Source organism: Bacillus sp. LR_5 (genome assembly GCF_042709275.1).
Genome location: NZ_JAVAXX010000033.1, coordinates 1 through 15,436 on the forward strand (window position 1 = coordinate 1; position 15,436 = coordinate 15,436).

Sequence of the window (15,436 nt, forward strand, 5' to 3'; positions counted from 1 at the left end):
TTGTTCATCTTAAGAATCGAAGAATTAGAAAGGCGGTTTCAAAGCAATGAATACAGAAATGATCTACGATGCAAAATGGCCTGAAGAATTTGCTGAAAGACTGAAAAACGATGGCCCTTGGGCAAACTGGGAACTGTACAAGCTCTCTGCAGAAATCCAGAAAACATTAGCAATTCCAGATTTTGAAGGCTTACGGGCTCCTTTATATCTGCCTTCCTTTACGCCGCTCCCCCACCAGCTTGAAGTGGCGCAAAAAGTGGTTGAAAAAATGAACGGGAAAGCGATTTTAGCAGATGAGGTTGGTCTCGGGAAAACGGTGGAAGCCGGTTTAATTTTAAAAGAATATATGATTCGCGGATTAGCAAAAAAAATTTTGATCCTTGTGCCCGCTTCCCTTGTGTCACAGTGGGTCAAAGAGCTTCAGGAAAAATTTTTGATTCCGGCTGTTGAACAAAAGAAAAGCTATGTGTGGGAGCAATGCGATATTGTCGTCTCATCAATAGACACCGCGAAGCGCTCGCCCCATCGAGAAATCGTTCTGTCTATCCCATATGATCTTGTCATTATTGATGAGGCACACAAACTGAAAAATAGCAAAACGAAGAACTATGAATTTGTCCGGAATCTCGTAAAAAAATATTGCCTGCTTCTTACCGCGACGCCAATCCAGAACCGTATCGAAGAGATTTTCAATTTGGTGTCCTTATTAAAACCCGGCCATTTAGGCAGTCAGAATCACTTTCAGGAGGAGTTCGCCAAGAAGAAATCCAGTTTAGAAGCGCATGAACATTTAAAAGATCTTGTGAATAAAGTCATGATCCGTAACAGGCGGCATGATACAGGGCTGAATTGGAAACAGCGCCATGTTGAAACAGTGCCGATTCAATTTTCTCCATCAGAGCAGGCGCTTTATGATGAAATTTCTCGCTTGAAGGACAGTATCAATAAACCAGCCAGCATGTTCTCGATTATGACCTTGCAAAGAGAATGCTGTTCGAGCAGAGAAGCGGTATATATGACGCTGAAAAAGATGCTTGATCAAAAAGAGAAACAAGCACCTGCCATTGATGAGGATACGATTTCAGTTTTAATAGATCGCATCAATCAAGTGACACAAAACTCTAAAGCGCTTCAAGTCGTTGATTTAATCAAAAAGATTGACGATAAGGTCATCATTTTTACAGAATACCGGGCAACCCAGATTTATTTGCAGTGGTTTCTTCAGCAAAACGGCATCAGTTCTGTGCCGTTTAGAGGCGGATTTAAACGTGGAAAAAAAGACTGGATGAAGGATCTTTTCCGCGGAAAAATCCAAGTCCTTATTGCAACTGAAGCAGGCGGTGAGGGAATTAACCTGCAATTTTGCAATCACATGATCAACTATGACCTGCCATGGAATCCGATGCGACTTGAGCAAAGAATCGGAAGAATTCACAGACTCGGGCAGGAGCGTGACGTGCATATTTATAACATGGCGACAAAACATACGGTGGAAGAGCATATTCTAAAGCTTTTATATGAAAAAATTCATTTGTTTGAAAAAGTGGTCGGTGAACTTGATGATATTTTAACGAAAATTCAAGTGAACAATTTTGAAGAGCATCTGCATGACATTTTGTATCACTCAGCAACAGAAGAAGAAATGAAAATAAAAATGGATAACTTAACCTCATTTTTGTCTTATAAAAAACAGCAGCCTGCTGAAAAAAGAGGATCTTAGCCTGTAAGGAGGTTTTATTAGTGAGACAGCAAGAGGTTCACGATTTTCTGCTGCGTTTTTTTCAAGCAAACAGCTGCCAAATCATCGATCAAGGCTTAGGCTATATGACAGTGCAGCTTACAGTTGAAATGGACAAACAAATCATGAACCGCCCTTTCTACTGGCATTGGCGCGAGAAGACAGGCGGTGATCCGAATCCAATGAAAATCACTTTTATTACAGATAAAGAAAATGCGCCAAAAGACCTAGATGGTGAATTTATATATTTTGGGGCCCCGCGTCTTTTTCAAATATTTAAAGCTGTTAAACAAAATGGGAGATTTACCAGAATGTATGAGAAAATTGAATCAGCCGGAGCTAAAGTCCCACTTCAGCCTTGGCTTGGTATAAATGTCACGATTTCATACCAGTCCGACATGAAAAAGGATAAGTTATTGTCACTAGGTCTTCACCTAGTCTCTGGAACGATAATTGAAGATTTTCAAAGCAAGCTGACCCAGTTTTCACTGACGTCTCAAATATGTGACTATTGCTTCACCATTTCACCTATGATCAAACCAGAAAGCGGACTTAAGCGTATGGAAAACTATATTTCCAAATCCGCTATGCAGGAGCCATCCGACTGGGCGGAACAGGCGGTTAACAGGTGGAAGAATGATATGACATTGCTTGATAAGTTTTACGAGCATATAGAAGAAAAACCAGAAGAATACCATCTAGAAAAACAGGCGCTGAAAACCTTGTATCAACCAAAGATATCAGTTGAAATTGAAAATGGCGGATTGTTTTATCTGCAAAATAATATTTCAAGCTAACTTTTTTACCATTCGACATCATTCTCGTTTTTTTTGAGAAAATACGATTATAATAAAGGTATATTGGAAAAAAATTCTGGCAATTTCAATGGCAAATGACTTCCAGAGACCAATGAAGGCATACAATGAGTCATGGCCGGACTGGCTGAAATACATAAACAAGTATTTTAGGAGGAGAAACTGCATGAAAAATGCAAAACAAGAGCACTTCGAATTAGATCAAGAATGGGTTGAATTAATGATGAAAGCCAAAGAGGCAAATATCAGCCCGGAAGAAATACGAAAATATTTACTTTTAAACAAAAAGTCTGCTCATCCTGGTCCGGCAGCCAGAAGTCATACCGTAAATCCTTTCTGAATGTGCTATAATATCACAAGGAAGGTGATGACATTGATTGGCCAGCGTATTAAACAATACCGTAAAGAAAAAGGCTACTCACTATCAGAACTAGCTGAAAAAGCTGGGGTAGCGAAGTCTTATTTAAGCTCAATAGAACGAAATCTACAAACGAACCCCTCCATTCAATTTCTCGAAAAAGTCTCCGCTGTTCTGGACGTCTCGGTTCATACTTTGCTCGATGAGAAACATGAAACCGAATACGATGGTCAATTAGATAGTGAATGGGAGAAATTGGTTCGCGATGCGATGACATCCGGGGTATCGAAAAAACAATTTCGTGAATTTTTAGATTATCAAAAATGGAGAAAATCCCAAAAAGAGGAGTAGTGCCTGAGCAGAGGCACTAACTCCTCTTTTGTCAATAAACATAAAAACGGCCCAGTATATCGTATACTGGGCCGTCTCTTTTTATTGCTGCTATTAATTCTTATCCTCACTATGCGCTTTTTCATTTTCTTTCACGTAACCGTCTTTATCAGTATGTTCCTTTTTGATTGTCAAACCATTCCATTGTGTCGCTTCAAACGAGAACTGAAGCTGAATGGAGTTGCCTTGGTATTTATTTTGGACCATTAGCCCGTTTTCATCTTTTGTTTTGTCGTCTTTGAATTGGATTTCCATTTGAACTTGGTCGAAATCAGTCGGTGTTTTTGGAATACCATCATATTCAGGAGCGGTTTTACCATCAATTGTTGCTACATTGACTTTACCGCTTGCATTTAAGAATTTAGGGTCAATTTGTTTTTTGATTTTTTCAGCGGCCGCTGCATCATTCTTAGCGGACATCAAATACAAGTCCTTGAGATTGGCATCATCTAAAATAATATTTTTCGGATATCCATTGCCGCCCTCTTTTCCAACTGTCAATAAGGTCACTTCAAACTGGCTCAGAAAATCTTCTGCAGATGTATTGCTGCCTCCGTTTGCTTTAAATTCACCGTAATTCAGCGCCATTAATACCTCTTTGATTGCAAGTGAGCCGTTATTTTCAAATTGGAAATCTTTCGTCAATTTGTCTCCCGGCTTTAGATTTGACAGATTAACACTCGCTGAATTTTCTTTAGCAGATAAATCAAGCGTACCTGACGCAAAAGTAGCATCCGTTGATTTAATGTCGTTAAATGCTGCCCATGTTCCTCCGCCAACTAAAGCTAATCCTAGTGCCGCAGAAGCAACTCCTAAACTTAATTTCTTTTTCATACCCATGGCAAACTCCCCTTTTATTGAATGATATTATATCGAAACCTGTTGCCAGGTTTACAACTGATGTTAAGTGGACATGGTGCTGTCCTTTGTATCTGTTTCCAAGGCTTTAGTCTTTCTTTCAATTTCTCTAATGGCACTGCTGATCGTCACAAAAGCGTACACCAGCAGCATCACGCCGGGAACAATCAGTAAAACAGCAGTTCCGATCGGCTGACTGGCAAAATGAAGCATATAGCCGGCGTATGGAAGCTGAAAACCTGTATATTGCGCGTGGACATTTTCGTCCGATACAAGCGCTGAATCAGCTGCTGCGTTATTGTCCCCTTTTGTTTTAAATAACAAATGGTCTCCTTGCTTCGTTTTGTCAACAATCCTGTGGGTGACCGCCGTATTTGCATCCTGCATAAATGTAATGACGTCCCCCTTTTGGAGCTCCTTCACATCAGTGATTTCTTTGACCAATATTAATGAACCTGTGTTGAACTCCGGCTCCATTGAACCTGAAAGAACTGATTTCAGCGTGTATCCAAACACTGCCGGCTCTCCCCCGGATGAACGTGTTGAAATCACGACAAGTGTCAGCACAATAATGAGAGTAAAGATGATCACGTAGAGAATATTACTCATCAGCTTCATTGCTTTTTTCATCCTCTTCCCCGCTTTCCTTTTGAACTGATTGAGTTTCTTTTTCTTCTGTTACAGTTTCTTGAGATGTATCTTCTTTATTTGATTTTTCTTGTATATCCTTTTGTGATGTTTCATTCTCCTTTTTGACGGCCGGCTTCGTTTCTTTTTTAGGCACTGTCGGTTTTTCATCGCACTTTGCAAGCGTCATAGGCTCCGACCACTCAAAAGTACTGCCGTCTGCCGGGTACCCGGCCGGTTTATATACTTTAAATGCATAAATGCCGGGTTTCATTTTTTTCTTCGTCTCAATTTTATAAAGTGAATCGCCGATTTGTTTGGAAACGAACCCTTTTTCGATCACGTTCCCATCCTTTAACGGTTTGCGGGCATTTTCCAGCTTATGAAGCTCCCACTTCCACTTTGATTTCCTAAGTCCCTCGCCTGTATTTTCGAGCTCAGCAAACAGAGAAATAGGTGAGCATACAGTGCCTTTCGTATCCGTTTGATTAGACAAGTGCAAATCACTTTGATCCCAGCGTTTATCATAATCGCAGTTTTTATCTGTATGCTGAAAGTCTGTACACGTTTGAAGCGGGACATCAAATGTTTCAATATCATGAAAAGCAGCGCTTGTATCACCGGAAAATTGTAAGCATATCGCGGCAGTCAGACTGAAAATGACTGAAAGCTGAAAAATAAGCAAAACTTTCAGTTTCGTCTTCGTCTTTTGCTGATTGCGAAACAATCGAAACATATCTTACCTCCTGTAAAACACTGTCACTTGATATAACAATCGTTCTCTTTAAAGAACTGCACAAATAGAGTATAATCAACGTTTAATCGATTGAAAAACACCAAAATCGTTCATTTTGTTCGTTTAAGAGAATGTTTTCATCATATTACAAAGTCTTGCTCAGTATTGCTCACCTTTTTGTTTTTTTGAAATTTTTGGGATTATTATGTGAAAAATTAAATGCATAGCCAATTATGATTTGGTAATAATAAACAACGAAAGGGTGACAGCATGATGATCAAACAATGTGTGATTTGTCTTTCTCTTCTCGTTTTCGGCACCGTTGCCGCTCACGCAGAAGAAGCACCGCTTGTGACCGCCCGCCACATGTCCAAATGGGAAGAGCTTGCAGTAAAAGAAGCAAAAAAAAGGTACCCGCTCGCACAGGTACTGTTCAAACAAAAAGTATGGGACCGCAAAAGAAAAGATGAAGCAGTGAAGCAATACCATTTAACCCTGAGGGAAGGATCAAAGGAATTCGGCGTATTTGTGACGATTTCATTTGATCCCTATAGCCAAAAGGTTAATAAAATTGCCATATTAGAAGAATATCAATAAGGTCCTCCATTTTTGAAGGACCTTATTCGTTTTGCGGTTATTTTTTCCGCTTCAGCCATAGCCTGAAACCATAGGGTAAAATACCGAACCAATGCTGGGAAGCGGGCGTTTTTGTTTCTTTCCGCACCTCTTTTCGTTCTTTTCGCTCATCTCTCGGAGTATCTATATATTTGACAAATTGCTGAGTCATATATTTGACATAATCATTCGTTTTCACGTGATCACCTCATCATTCAATTATTATGAAGTGTTGGCTCACATGACTTTTTTTATACCCTTTTCTTTGCCCTATTCTGTCCAGCTCAGCAGTTTTTTCTGTTTTTGATCAAACACGATCTGTGCAGTTCTTTCTGTTCCCGACTCCGTCAACGCTTTTAGGTTGATTTCTTTTTGCTCTTTTATCGATGTATCGTAAATGTAATAAGAAACCTGCCCATATGGAAACTGCTGTGAATCCTTTTGGCCTTTCCGCTGCTCAAGAACATGCCGAATTGACAGAAGCGCGCCATTCTGAAGCAAATTCTCTCCTGTGTAAAACTCTTTTGTTTCCTTTTCAAACATGCAGCGTGAAATATATTGCGCAGCAGTAAAGTTCACGATCAGCAGCACAAGCGCGGACACAAAAAGAACAGCGGGATAAATAAACCCTTTCGTGCTGTCCATTTACCCTCCTCCTAAATACGGATAAACCGGAAAAGCAGTTTGATACACTTTTTGGTTCTCACTCTCAATTTCCAGCAAAACAACACCATTTTCAATATCGGCTCTCATGGCTGCAATATCATCTAGAATCGGAACATGCCCTTTGCCATCTACCCTTTTTCTTATCATTGAATGATAGGTTTCAAAACGTATGTCTTGCCCAGAAGAATTGGTACAGATCAACACGCTCCCATGTTCGGCTGTCTTGACTGCGTGTGACTGCTTGCACTCGTTCATCATCTGTTCCATCGAAATCAGCCATTCTTGCTGTGTGAAACCGTCATGTTCCTGCTGCCGTGACAAAAACAGATGGAAGATCATAGCTAACGATCCCGATATGAGCAAAAAGACGGAAAACGAAAATAATACGTTAAGAAGCGTATAGCCAGTCTGTCCGCAGAATGCTGAGGCAAAATGGTTTTTCTTTATAAGCTGCTGCTGAGATGCATACGTTTTGATATTCCCCCTCCTCCTCCCACTTTAGCGTATAGTTATTATTGTTCATTGTAACCGTTTTCTCCTCAGTTCCTTCACCAGTCATCATATATTTGCTAATGCTTTCATTCATCATTTGGTAGCCGATTTCTCGGGATTCCGTCATATTTTCATCAGCTATCAGCTTGTCCCATAAAGGAACGACTGTCAGCAGCAGAAACAGCCACAGGCTTAGCGCAGACATTGTTTCTATTGTAGAAAAACCTTTATTTTCTCTCCACATTGACTCTTCCGCTCCCTAAATAAACTGTTATGTCATAAGCAACATGTCCTTTTACTCGTATTTTTCCGCCTGCATTTGGGTGCCCTTTCTCATTAAATTCCAAACGGTCTTTTAATGTCTTCGGTTCTATAGAAAGTCCCGTCGCATACGGCCGTTCAATTACCGTATCCCCCATATCTAATTGATATTCTTTTCTCTGAAAGAGAATTTTTGTTCTTTGATGACTGGAAATTGCAGTCTGCTGTGCAAGCATAATATCGTTTTTCAGCTGCCATGCCGCCTGACGGACAGCTGTGTTGTCATAAGCAGGAGGAAGCGTGGTAAACACGGCGATCAAGAGGATAGAGGCGAGGCTTAACACAAGCAAGCTTTCTAAAAGGGTAAATCCCTCCTCCTCGTTTAATTTAATGTTCAACCTTAACTTCTCCGCCAGTGATAATAATGTGCTTCCCATTTGGACAAACTGCATCCTTTTTCACATAACCCTCTGATTGTAAATCAGCAAGACTCGGTGTCTGTCCTTCATGGTCAAGCTCAAATGCAGTCATTTGTGCCTTAATCATGTTTTGAAGGCCTTCACAGCCCTTTTTCTGAATGGTTTGATTATGTTTCGTGACGTTCGGTATCGTAATTAAAAGCAAGATCGAAATAATAAAGAGCACAATTAGCATTTCAACAAGTGTAAATCCTTTCTCATTCATCAGCCTCTTCCTTTCACATTTGATTCATCATCTGATACATAGGCAAAAGCATAGATAAATACACAATTAAGATCATCGCTGCAACAAATCCATAAATCATAGGCTGAAGGATGCCTGTCCATTTTTGCGCCTTGTGTTCCAGCCGCTGCAATATGAACTGACTGTATGTGAAAAGCTCCCGATCAAGGCGGCCGCTCAGCTGTCCGTGAGATATGACTTTTGAAAAATCAGTTTCATAAAAAGGGCTTTCACAAATAGCGGTTTCAATTGATTCACCAGCTTTTAGCCGTTCAATCACTTGTTCAGCCTCGCAGCGGTAAAAAGGGAGAAACGTTTGATGTTTAAATGCGTTAAGGCTGTCATATATTGAGAGACCTGATTGTAAAAGGCTGCTTAGCTGCAAAGAAAAAAAGTAGCTGTTAAACAGCCTGACAAGGTTTCCAACTAAAGGAATTCTGACACAAATAAGCATTTGCCGGGCAGGTGATTTTTTCTTAAACACAAGCCAATAATAAAGCCCGATACCTCCTGCAAATAGAGCCAACAATATGATTACAAGATCAATATGCTGAAAAAAAGCAAAAAGCATATCAGTTGAACGTGTGGTTTCCATATTCATCGATTGATAAATACCGGAAAACTGAGGAATGATGATGGCCTGTAACATATAAAACATGACAGCGACTGTGAAGATGAGGAAAAGCGGATATCGCAGCACCCTTTTCAGCTGGTCTGCCTGTGCAATTTTGCGTTCCAGCAGCTCTCCGCTCTGAATCATGGAGGCAGGCAGTTCACCATGTGTTTCAGCAAAATAACAGATACCTACGGCTTCCTTATGAAATGACAAACCCTTTAATACTTGATAAAACGGAGCCCCTTCCCTCAAACGAGTGATCGCATCAGTCAAGTCAGCCGCCTGCCTCTTATTCATCTGAAGTTCCATCAGCCGTATTCCATCCAGAAGCGTATATCCGCCCTCCGTCATTTCACCGAGCCGCTTCAATAACTGGGCTTGATCCTTTAACGGCCAGGTTTTTCTAATCTGTTTCATGATAAACCCACCGGTCATAGTTGTTTGTCGTCAAATAGCCGAGTGCAATTCCTTTTCTGATAATTTGACGTAGCGTTTGATATTGGTAATTTGCATGATTTCCTTTTGCCTCCTGAATACATTGCTGAAGATTTTTTCCGTAAAGAAGCTCATAAACGCTTGCTCTCCTGGTGTTTCGTGACTGGCGGCAATATACTGATGAACATCCGTTTTCACAAAACGGGCAAGCCAAATCAACCAAGCGCTGAGCCGCTATTGCAATGACAGTCTGTTCGATTTCATTCATATTGATGCCGAATTCAAGCAGCCTGTAAATCGCGCCCTTCGCATCTCTCGTATGAAGGCTCGTCAGCACCAAATGCCCTGTCATCGCTGCCCGTACCGCGATTTTAGCTGTTTCCGCATCTCTGATCTCACCTAAGATAATCATATCCGGATCATGGCGCAAAATAGCCTTCAGCCCTGCGGAATAAGTCACACCGGCTTTTTCATTCACCTGCACCTGAAGAACATCCTCATCCCTTGTTTCAACAGGGTCCTCCAGTGTGACAATATTTCGATTAAAGTGTTTTTTTGCATATTGAACAAGAGAGTATAATGTGGTGGTCTTCCCTGAACCAGTCGGCCCGGTAAAAATGAGCATGCCGTGGGAATGTTTTAAAAATGAGAGTAAAGTGGCTCCTGTCTTCGGAAATAATGACAGCTTATCAATCGAAGGGATATTGTATTGAGGCATCACTCTGATCACGAGGCTTTCTTCATTAATTGTGGGAAGCGTTGACATTCTTAAATGAACATTTCCCTCCTCTAGCTTTAATGTAAGCGAACCATTTTGCGGCTTCCGCCTTTCCCCTATGTCCATCGCTGAGAGAAATTTAAAATGTGAAATCAGTCTTACGCACTCTTCTTTTTTCATGTGCCTTTTTTTCAGCAAGGCATGATCAACCCGAAAATGAATGATGGCGTCCCGCTCCCTCGGTACAATGTGAATGTCAGAAGCCTTTGTTATATATGCCTCTTCAATCAAGGTTCTGCTTATCTTTTCTATTGAATCCAATTTGATTCCCTCTCCTTTCAATGCGTATTGTAGAAAAAGAAGGACCTGTAATCAAACCGTGGAAAGGTGATTTCCGGAGATGTTATATGTAGAAAAATCAATTCCTGCTGACAGAAAAGATTGTTTCAGCTGAATGTACCTCATTGAATTCATTATTTTCTCAATAAAAAAGCAGGCATGATGATCATCATGCCTGCTTCACTCCATCTTTCATTATGCTGATTTAGAAATTTCACTTAATGCTTCTCCGGCTTTTTGATCAGTATCCTTCTCAACGGATAGATCGCCTAATGCCACAATACCGGCAATTCGTTCGTTTTCAAGAATCGGTAAACGGCGGATTTGGTGCTCTGCCATAAGCTGCCCCGCTTCTTCAGCGGACATATCGAGATGGCCGGAAACGATGTCGGCGCTCATGATGTCACTTGCTTTTGCATCCATCTGATTTTCAGCTAAGCATCTCGTCACAATATCCCGATCAGAAACAATCCCCTGAAGTGTGCCATTTTCACAGATTGGAATAGAACCGACATTGGAGTCTCTCATCTTTTTCGCTAGTTCCGTGATTGAAGCGGTTGGTTCACAGCATTCTACATTCTTTGTCATGATGTCTCTTATTTTCATTTCCATTCCTCCTTTACCGTGTTCTATTTTTTCTTTATCCGCTGCACAAAAAATGAAACCTCCTACAGTGTCCGCCTTTTCCGAGATTTCTTCTTCCGCTCCTGCAGCATATCTCCCGTCCAGCCTTTCTTCTTCAAGTATAGGTAGATCAGGACTGTAGACGTGAAAATCAATAAGAGAGAAAAGAGATATCCGTATTTCCAATTCAGCTCAGGCATCACTGAAAAGTTCATCCCCCAGAGGGCACCGAGTGCTGTAACCGGCGTAAAAAGCGTCGTGAAAATGGTCAGCGCTTTGAATATTTCATTTCCCCTGTGAGAGGTAATGACTTCCTCTGAATGCAACAGACTATTAAGCTCCCCTTCAAATTCGCTAATGTATGTAAACCCCCTGTCAATTTTGAGTTGTATCCGCTGATAAACCTTTTTACCTTCATTTTGGGGCAAAAAGGTTTCTTTCAATGCCATTTCAATTTTTTTAGTGCTTAGGATTAAGTTTTTCCAGACCATCAGCTCATGGTGCAGGAGATGGACACGGTTTAAAATGCTTTTGCTATTATCGTCTTTGATTTGCCATCTGAGCTTTCTCAGCTTTACTTCAAATTCATCTAAACCGATTAGATACACATTCATTAACTCGCCGAGAAGGATCAAAAATCCCTCTATGGTACTATCCGCTCTTTCCATTTGCTGGACAACTTGTTTTCCCTTAATCCCCTTCAAAATCGAAAAATCAAAGTTAATTGTGAAAAAATATTGCCTGGTTATATAAAAGTGAAAAACGGTATGGTCTTTTTCCTCACCCAGCCCCTGATCATATACAATCGAGCCAAATACCGCTTCATTTTCTGTTTCAGTCGTGTCTACGCGCAAAAAATTAATATGATGGTTATTTTCAAACCACTTCTCACATTGAGGCCAGTGAGAAAAGTGGATCAGATCTCTTGCTTTATTTCTTTCCTGAGGCCCCATTTGGTACCAAAACCAATCCTTTCCCGTATGTGCCTTCATGTCAAGCTCCTCCAAACTTTTGTTCTTTTATTCTTTAATTGCCCAAGAAAGGCATTGCTAAACCAGTCAACCGCTTCAACGCATGTTTTGTGAGCAATTTCCGGTGGTATGGAATGTAGAAAGACATCGGAAAAGGGAGGTGCATGCCTTCCTTGGAGAAGGCAGTTGTTTTGGAATTTATCAATTTACTAGCAGTCGCTATTCTCATTTTGTTAACAGGTTTTTTTGTTGCCGTAGAATTTTCAATCGTAAAAGTGCGGCGATCCAGAATTGATCAGCTTGTCGCAAAAGGAAAGAAAGGTGCTAAAGCGGCAAAGCATGTCATCACTCATCTTGATGAATATTTATCAGCCTGCCAGCTGGGCATCACAGTCGCAGCTTTAGGACTGGGCTGGCTTGGAGAACCGACTGTGCAGACCCTGCTTCGGCCGCTTTTTCATAAAGCAGGCTTAAATGAATCGCTTACCCACCTTCTTTCACTTGTCATCGCCTTTTTAGTGGTGACGTATTTAAACGTCGTCATCGGGGAGCTGGCGCCAAAGAGTTTCGCCATTCAAAAAGCAGAAAGCATTACATTGATGCTTGCCAAACCGCTTATTTGGTTTTATAAGATCATGTTTCCATTCATTTGGCTGCTGAACCACTCTGCCCGGTTGATTACAGGGGCGTTTGGACTGAAGCCGGCATCAGAGCATGAGCTGGCATATACAGAGGAAGAGCTGCGGGTTCTTTTGGCAGAAAGCTATAAAAGCGGTGAAATCAGAAAAAGCGAATTAAAATACATGAATAATGTCTTTACCTTTGATAAGCGAATGGCAAAGGAAATCATGGTGCCGCGAAATGAAATGGTCAGTTTGTCACTTGATGAAGACTCCATTCCAAACCTGGAGGAAACAGTGAAGCAAACAAAATATACACGGTACCCAGTTGTCAGAGAGGATAAAGATAATGTCATTGGCGTAATCAATATGAAAGAAGTGCTGTTTTCAAAGCTGTCGAAAGATTTCTCATTAAAAAAGCAGCAAATTGAACCTTTCATTCAGCCTGTTATCCACGTTATTGAGACAATTCCGATTTATAAATTGCTGCTGAAAATGCAAAAGGAACGTACTCATCTGGCGATCCTCATTGATGAATATGGCGGGACTTCCGGTTTGGTCACTGTCGAGGATATTATCGAAGAAATTGTAGGAGAAATCCGTGATGAATTTGATGCAGATGAAGTGCCTCATATCCGCGAGCTCGGAAAGGATCATTACTTATTAAATGCAAAATTATTAATCAGCGATGTAAACAACCTGCTTGGAACAGATTTATCAGACGCAGAAGTAGACACCTTGGGCGGCTGGTTTCTCACACAAAACATAGACGCCGAGCCTGAAAGTGTCATTGAATATGACGGCTACTCTTTTAAGGTAAAAGACATCGACAGCCATCACATTTTATTTATAGAAGTAAAAAAAGCTGAATAGCCCGAGGGAGGCTGTTCAGCAGCTTTTTTCAGCAATGGCATCAACACTCTTCTATCTTAAACCCTTTATTGGCCAGGGCTTTAGCAAGACTTTGCTCGGTTTTCACATTCGAAAAATCCAGACCCAGCTTCACCACAGTTTGGGCAATTTCAGGTCTGATTCCTGAAATAGTTGTCTCAATGCCGAGCAGTTTGGTGCTGTCAATCACTTTAAAAATTTGATAGGCCACCATTGTATCGACGATGGGAACGCCCGAAATATCTAAAAATAAATACGAGAGCTTTAACGCTGAGCACTGCTGCAGCACCGACTCCAAAATCGTCCTCGCTCTGTACGTATCAATTTCACCGACAAGCGGAAGAATCCCTATCCCCTCAGATATCGGCATAATCGGCGCACTCAATTCATTAATCATTTCTTTTTGCGCGTTTAATTGTATCATGGTGACCTGGTAATATTCTTCAGTAAACACTTCGATGATCTCATCAATGGTTTGATTCAAAATCTGGCTCCACTCACAAATGTCCTGAATGCTGATTTCTTGAGAGGAGGCTTCGCTGAATTTCTGAATCCATTCAAACATGACGTGCCTGAAGGCGTTAAACTGGCCGACACTTTCTGTTACAGTCACTTCATGAACGGCACGGTCTCTGGCACATTGAAGAGACCATCGATTGAGCTCATCCTTTACGTCTTCTGCTTTGCTAAGGGATTTCGCCACGATGTTCACTAATGATTCGTGCTGGTCTAATAACTTTTGTTCTAATTTTTGCTGATCTTTAGCGGTATGCAGCCAGTTTCCTTTTGACGTGCAAGTTTCCAGCCATTGTTTCATAATATCTTCTTTGTGCTCTGTTACATGCTGATCAAGAGCTATCATCTTAATGAGCTACCTCCTGTTTTTTAAAAATATATGCTTCATATGTATAACATGTCTGCCTCTACACATACTATGTTTACATTCAATGGGCTATAGCCAAGCGGTAAGGCAATGGACTTTGACTCCGTGATCGTTGGTTCGAATCCAGCTAGCCCAGTTTCTGAACAGGTGAAAAACCGAAGATAAGCTGATTCGTATAAATCAGCGGATCTTCGGTTTTTCATCATGCAGATTGATGAACTGTTTTCTTCTTCGATAACTTCAACAGTTCTCCCGGATTATAACCAATCACCAGCTTTTTGTTGTCCACAAGAATCGGACGTCGCAAAAGCTTCGGCTTCTCGATTAAAAGTTCCAGCACCTCATTTACCGTCATCTCTTCAATGTTCAGATTTAAATTTTTGAAGGTCTGGCTTCTTGTCGCTAAAATTTCATCAATTCCTTCTGTCGTTAATGATAAAATGTACCTTAATTCTTCCACTGTCGGGGTTTCTCTGAATAAGTGCCGTTCGTTAAATTCAATTTGATGCGCTTTAAGCCAATGTTTTGTTTTTCGGCATGACGTGCAGCTTGGATATGAGTAAAAAATTAATTGTTCCATTCGTTTTTCCTCCTCAGTTAACCATCTCTTTGTAGAATAACTACCCGGATCATTTTTTATTTAAACCATTTACAGAACTTTTTTTCGGATTATTTTTTAAAAACCATTCATATAATAGAAAACGCAATCAAAGGAACAAATTCCATTTGTATATCAATAATGAAAATGTTTACATTTACAGGGGTGATCTATTATAATAGCAATCAGAGGGACTCTCGGGAGGGGATAAAAATGAATCGCATGTTCCGGGTGTTAGGATTTTGGACGGGAATTTTTGCAGTCATGTTTTATTTGGGTGATATGAAAGATGCTTCCCTTTTATTTTTTGGACAGACGATCTTATTTGTATTTCTATCGTATTTGAACTTAACTGAACGCATGTATATTTATATTTTTGGGGCTTATTTAACGATTTTCTTCGCCGGCTTTACATATTACTCGATTTTTATTATGGTGCCCGGCGGCGGAGGCCATTAAATGCAAAAAGAGACAAACCTTCTC

At 40.7% G+C, this 15,436-nt stretch carries 22 protein-coding genes and 1 tRNA gene; 8 read left to right on the forward strand and 15 right to left on the reverse strand.

Features of this window, described 5'->3' with window-relative positions; translation table 11 throughout:
- Positions 1-46 precede the first annotated feature (46 nt).
- From RAC86_RS09850 to sinR, 4 genes are all read left to right on the forward strand, one after another.
- The gene (locus tag RAC86_RS09850; protein WP_029726726.1) at positions 47-1,720 is read left to right on the forward strand and encodes a DEAD/DEAH box helicase; all 1,674 of its coding nucleotides are present in this window, start codon (positions 47-49) and stop codon (positions 1,718-1,720) included.
- Between the two features lie 20 nt (positions 1,721-1,740).
- Positions 1,741-2,535, forward strand: coding sequence for a YqhG family protein (locus RAC86_RS09855; protein WP_015714249.1), 795 nt, complete (start codon positions 1,741-1,743; stop codon positions 2,533-2,535).
- A 184-nt stretch (positions 2,536-2,719) separates the two neighbouring features.
- On the forward strand, positions 2,720-2,893 hold the full coding sequence (gene sinI / locus RAC86_RS09860; RefSeq protein ID WP_003226347.1) for an anti-repressor SinI: 174 nt from the start codon (positions 2,720-2,722) through the stop codon (positions 2,891-2,893).
- 33 nt (positions 2,894-2,926) lie between these two features.
- Positions 2,927-3,262, forward strand: coding sequence for a transcriptional regulator SinR (sinR, locus tag RAC86_RS09865; protein WP_003226345.1), 336 nt, complete (start codon positions 2,927-2,929; stop codon positions 3,260-3,262).
- Positions 3,263-3,355: 93 nt separating this feature from the next.
- Here sinR and tasA read toward each other — a convergent pair whose 3' ends face one another.
- From tasA to tapA, 3 genes are all read right to left on the reverse strand, one after another.
- The gene (gene tasA / locus RAC86_RS09870) at positions 3,356-4,141 is read right to left on the reverse strand and encodes a biofilm matrix protein TasA (protein WP_014114390.1); all 786 of its coding nucleotides are present in this window, start codon (positions 4,139-4,141) and stop codon (positions 3,356-3,358) included.
- A gap of 63 nt (positions 4,142-4,204) precedes the next feature.
- Positions 4,205-4,777 carry a signal peptidase I SipW gene (sipW, locus tag RAC86_RS09875; protein ID WP_072566848.1) on the reverse strand — a complete coding sequence of 191 codons (573 nt, stop codon included), beginning with the start codon at positions 4,775-4,777 and terminating at the stop codon, positions 4,205-4,207.
- Complete coding sequence (gene tapA, locus RAC86_RS09880; protein WP_072566543.1) at positions 4,761-5,522, reverse strand: amyloid fiber anchoring/assembly protein TapA; 762 nt, start codon at positions 5,520-5,522, stop codon at positions 4,761-4,763. Before tapA ends, sipW begins: the two co-directional genes overlap by 17 nt.
- Positions 5,523-5,792: 270 nt before the next feature.
- On the opposite strand from tapA, the gene RAC86_RS09885 reads away from it, so the two are divergent.
- Positions 5,793-6,119 carry a YqzG/YhdC family protein gene (locus RAC86_RS09885; RefSeq protein WP_014114393.1) on the forward strand — a complete coding sequence of 109 codons (327 nt, stop codon included), beginning with the start codon at positions 5,793-5,795 and terminating at the stop codon, positions 6,117-6,119.
- A gap of 37 nt (positions 6,120-6,156) precedes the next feature.
- Here the strand turns inward: RAC86_RS09885 and RAC86_RS09890 are convergent, their stop codons facing one another.
- From RAC86_RS09890 to RAC86_RS09935, 10 genes are all read right to left on the reverse strand, one after another.
- A complete protein-coding gene (locus tag RAC86_RS09890) occupies positions 6,157-6,336 on the reverse strand; it encodes a YqzE family protein (protein WP_003226330.1) in 180 nt (59 codons plus the stop codon).
- A gap of 71 nt (positions 6,337-6,407) precedes the next feature.
- Positions 6,408-6,782: a competence type IV pilus minor pilin ComGG gene (gene comGG, locus RAC86_RS09895; RefSeq protein ID WP_072183695.1), complete on the reverse strand. Its 375-nt coding sequence runs from the start codon at positions 6,780-6,782 to the stop codon at positions 6,408-6,410.
- Positions 6,783-7,166 (reverse strand): competence type IV pilus minor pilin ComGF, encoded by a 384-nt coding sequence (comGF, locus tag RAC86_RS09900; RefSeq protein ID WP_041520999.1) that lies wholly within the window; start codon positions 7,164-7,166, stop codon positions 6,783-6,785.
- Between the two features lie 25 nt (positions 7,167-7,191).
- Positions 7,192-7,539, reverse strand: a complete 348-nt coding sequence (gene comGE, locus RAC86_RS09905; RefSeq protein ID WP_061186878.1) for a competence type IV pilus minor pilin ComGE — start codon at positions 7,537-7,539, stop codon at positions 7,192-7,194.
- A complete protein-coding gene (gene comGD, locus RAC86_RS09910) occupies positions 7,523-7,954 on the reverse strand; it encodes a competence type IV pilus minor pilin ComGD (RefSeq protein ID WP_014114399.1) in 432 nt (143 codons plus the stop codon). The genes comGE and comGD overlap by 17 nt, the downstream gene beginning before the upstream one ends.
- Complete coding sequence (gene comGC / locus RAC86_RS09915) at positions 7,944-8,240, reverse strand: comG operon protein ComGC (protein ID WP_014114400.1); 297 nt, start codon at positions 8,238-8,240, stop codon at positions 7,944-7,946. The genes comGD and comGC overlap by 11 nt, the downstream gene beginning before the upstream one ends.
- Positions 8,241-8,253: 13 nt before the next feature.
- Positions 8,254-9,291, reverse strand: coding sequence for a competence type IV pilus assembly protein ComGB (gene comGB, locus RAC86_RS09920; RefSeq protein ID WP_014114401.1), 1,038 nt, complete (start codon positions 9,289-9,291; stop codon positions 8,254-8,256).
- Entirely contained in the window at positions 9,278-10,348 is a 1,071-nt protein-coding gene (comGA, locus tag RAC86_RS09925; RefSeq protein WP_072183690.1) for a competence protein ComGA, read from the reverse strand. The genes comGB and comGA overlap by 14 nt, the downstream gene beginning before the upstream one ends.
- A gap of 213 nt (positions 10,349-10,561) precedes the next feature.
- Positions 10,562-10,972: a CBS domain-containing protein gene (locus RAC86_RS09930; RefSeq protein WP_014114403.1), complete on the reverse strand. Its 411-nt coding sequence runs from the start codon at positions 10,970-10,972 to the stop codon at positions 10,562-10,564.
- Between the two features lie 62 nt (positions 10,973-11,034).
- Positions 11,035-11,982, reverse strand: coding sequence for a magnesium transporter CorA family protein (locus RAC86_RS09935; RefSeq protein WP_072566544.1), 948 nt, complete (start codon positions 11,980-11,982; stop codon positions 11,035-11,037).
- A gap of 143 nt (positions 11,983-12,125) precedes the next feature.
- Here RAC86_RS09935 and RAC86_RS09940 point away from each other — a divergent pair, with 143 nt between their 5' ends.
- On the forward strand, positions 12,126-13,454 hold the full coding sequence (locus tag RAC86_RS09940) for a hemolysin family protein (RefSeq protein WP_072566545.1): 1,329 nt from the start codon (positions 12,126-12,128) through the stop codon (positions 13,452-13,454).
- A 40-nt stretch (positions 13,455-13,494) separates the two neighbouring features.
- Here the strand turns inward: RAC86_RS09940 and RAC86_RS09945 are convergent, their stop codons facing one another.
- Complete coding sequence (locus RAC86_RS09945; protein ID WP_072566546.1) at positions 13,495-14,334, reverse strand: STAS domain-containing protein; 840 nt, start codon at positions 14,332-14,334, stop codon at positions 13,495-13,497.
- Between the two features lie 86 nt (positions 14,335-14,420).
- Between RAC86_RS09945 and RAC86_RS09950 the strand changes: the two genes are divergently transcribed.
- Positions 14,421-14,491 (forward strand) — tRNA-Gln (locus tag RAC86_RS09950).
- Between the two features lie 66 nt (positions 14,492-14,557).
- Here the strand turns inward: RAC86_RS09950 and mgsR are convergent.
- A complete protein-coding gene (gene mgsR, locus RAC86_RS09955) occupies positions 14,558-14,935 on the reverse strand; it encodes a transcriptional regulator MgsR (RefSeq protein ID WP_003226302.1) in 378 nt (125 codons plus the stop codon).
- Positions 14,936-15,166: 231 nt separating this feature from the next.
- On the opposite strand from mgsR, the gene RAC86_RS09960 reads away from it, so the two are divergent.
- Positions 15,167-15,412, forward strand: coding sequence for a DUF2626 domain-containing protein (locus RAC86_RS09960; RefSeq protein WP_003226300.1), 246 nt, complete (start codon positions 15,167-15,169; stop codon positions 15,410-15,412).
- Positions 15,413-15,436 lie beyond the last annotated feature (24 nt).

Bases quoted from the DNA above. Each gene is read 5' to 3' on its own strand.
- RAC86_RS09850 (WP_029726726.1), top strand. From the start codon at position 47: ATGAATACAGAAATGATCTACGATGCAAAATGGCCTGAAGAATTTGCT.
- sinI (WP_003226347.1), top strand. From the start codon at position 2,720: ATGAAAAATGCAAAACAAGAGCACTTCGAATTAGATCAAGAATGGGTT.
- tasA (WP_014114390.1), bottom strand. From the start codon at position 4,141: ATGGGTATGAAAAAGAAATTAAGTTTAGGAGTTGCTTCTGCGGCACTA.
- sipW (WP_072566848.1), bottom strand. From the start codon at position 4,777: ATGAAGCTGATGAGTAATATTCTCTACGTGATCATCTTTACTCTCATT.
- tapA (WP_072566543.1), bottom strand. From the start codon at position 5,522: ATGTTTCGATTGTTTCGCAATCAGCAAAAGACGAAGACGAAACTGAAA.
- RAC86_RS09885 (WP_014114393.1), top strand. From the start codon at position 5,793: ATGATGATCAAACAATGTGTGATTTGTCTTTCTCTTCTCGTTTTCGGC.
- comGG (WP_072183695.1), bottom strand. From the start codon at position 6,782: ATGGACAGCACGAAAGGGTTTATTTATCCCGCTGTTCTTTTTGTGTCC.
- comGE (WP_061186878.1), bottom strand. From the start codon at position 7,539: ATGTGGAGAGAAAATAAAGGTTTTTCTACAATAGAAACAATGTCTGCG.
- comGC (WP_014114400.1), bottom strand. From the start codon at position 8,240: ATGAATGAGAAAGGATTTACACTTGTTGAAATGCTAATTGTGCTCTTT.
- comGB (WP_014114401.1), bottom strand. From the start codon at position 9,291: ATGAAACAGATTAGAAAAACCTGGCCGTTAAAGGATCAAGCCCAGTTA.
- RAC86_RS09930 (WP_014114403.1), bottom strand. From the start codon at position 10,972: ATGAAAATAAGAGACATCATGACAAAGAATGTAGAATGCTGTGAACCA.
- RAC86_RS09935 (WP_072566544.1), bottom strand. From the start codon at position 11,982: ATGAAGGCACATACGGGAAAGGATTGGTTTTGGTACCAAATGGGGCCT.
- RAC86_RS09940 (WP_072566545.1), top strand. From the start codon at position 12,126: ATGCCTTCCTTGGAGAAGGCAGTTGTTTTGGAATTTATCAATTTACTA.
- RAC86_RS09945 (WP_072566546.1), bottom strand. From the start codon at position 14,334: ATGATAGCTCTTGATCAGCATGTAACAGAGCACAAAGAAGATATTATG.
- mgsR (WP_003226302.1), bottom strand. From the start codon at position 14,935: ATGGAACAATTAATTTTTTACTCATATCCAAGCTGCACGTCATGCCGA.
- RAC86_RS09960 (WP_003226300.1), top strand. From the start codon at position 15,167: ATGAATCGCATGTTCCGGGTGTTAGGATTTTGGACGGGAATTTTTGCA.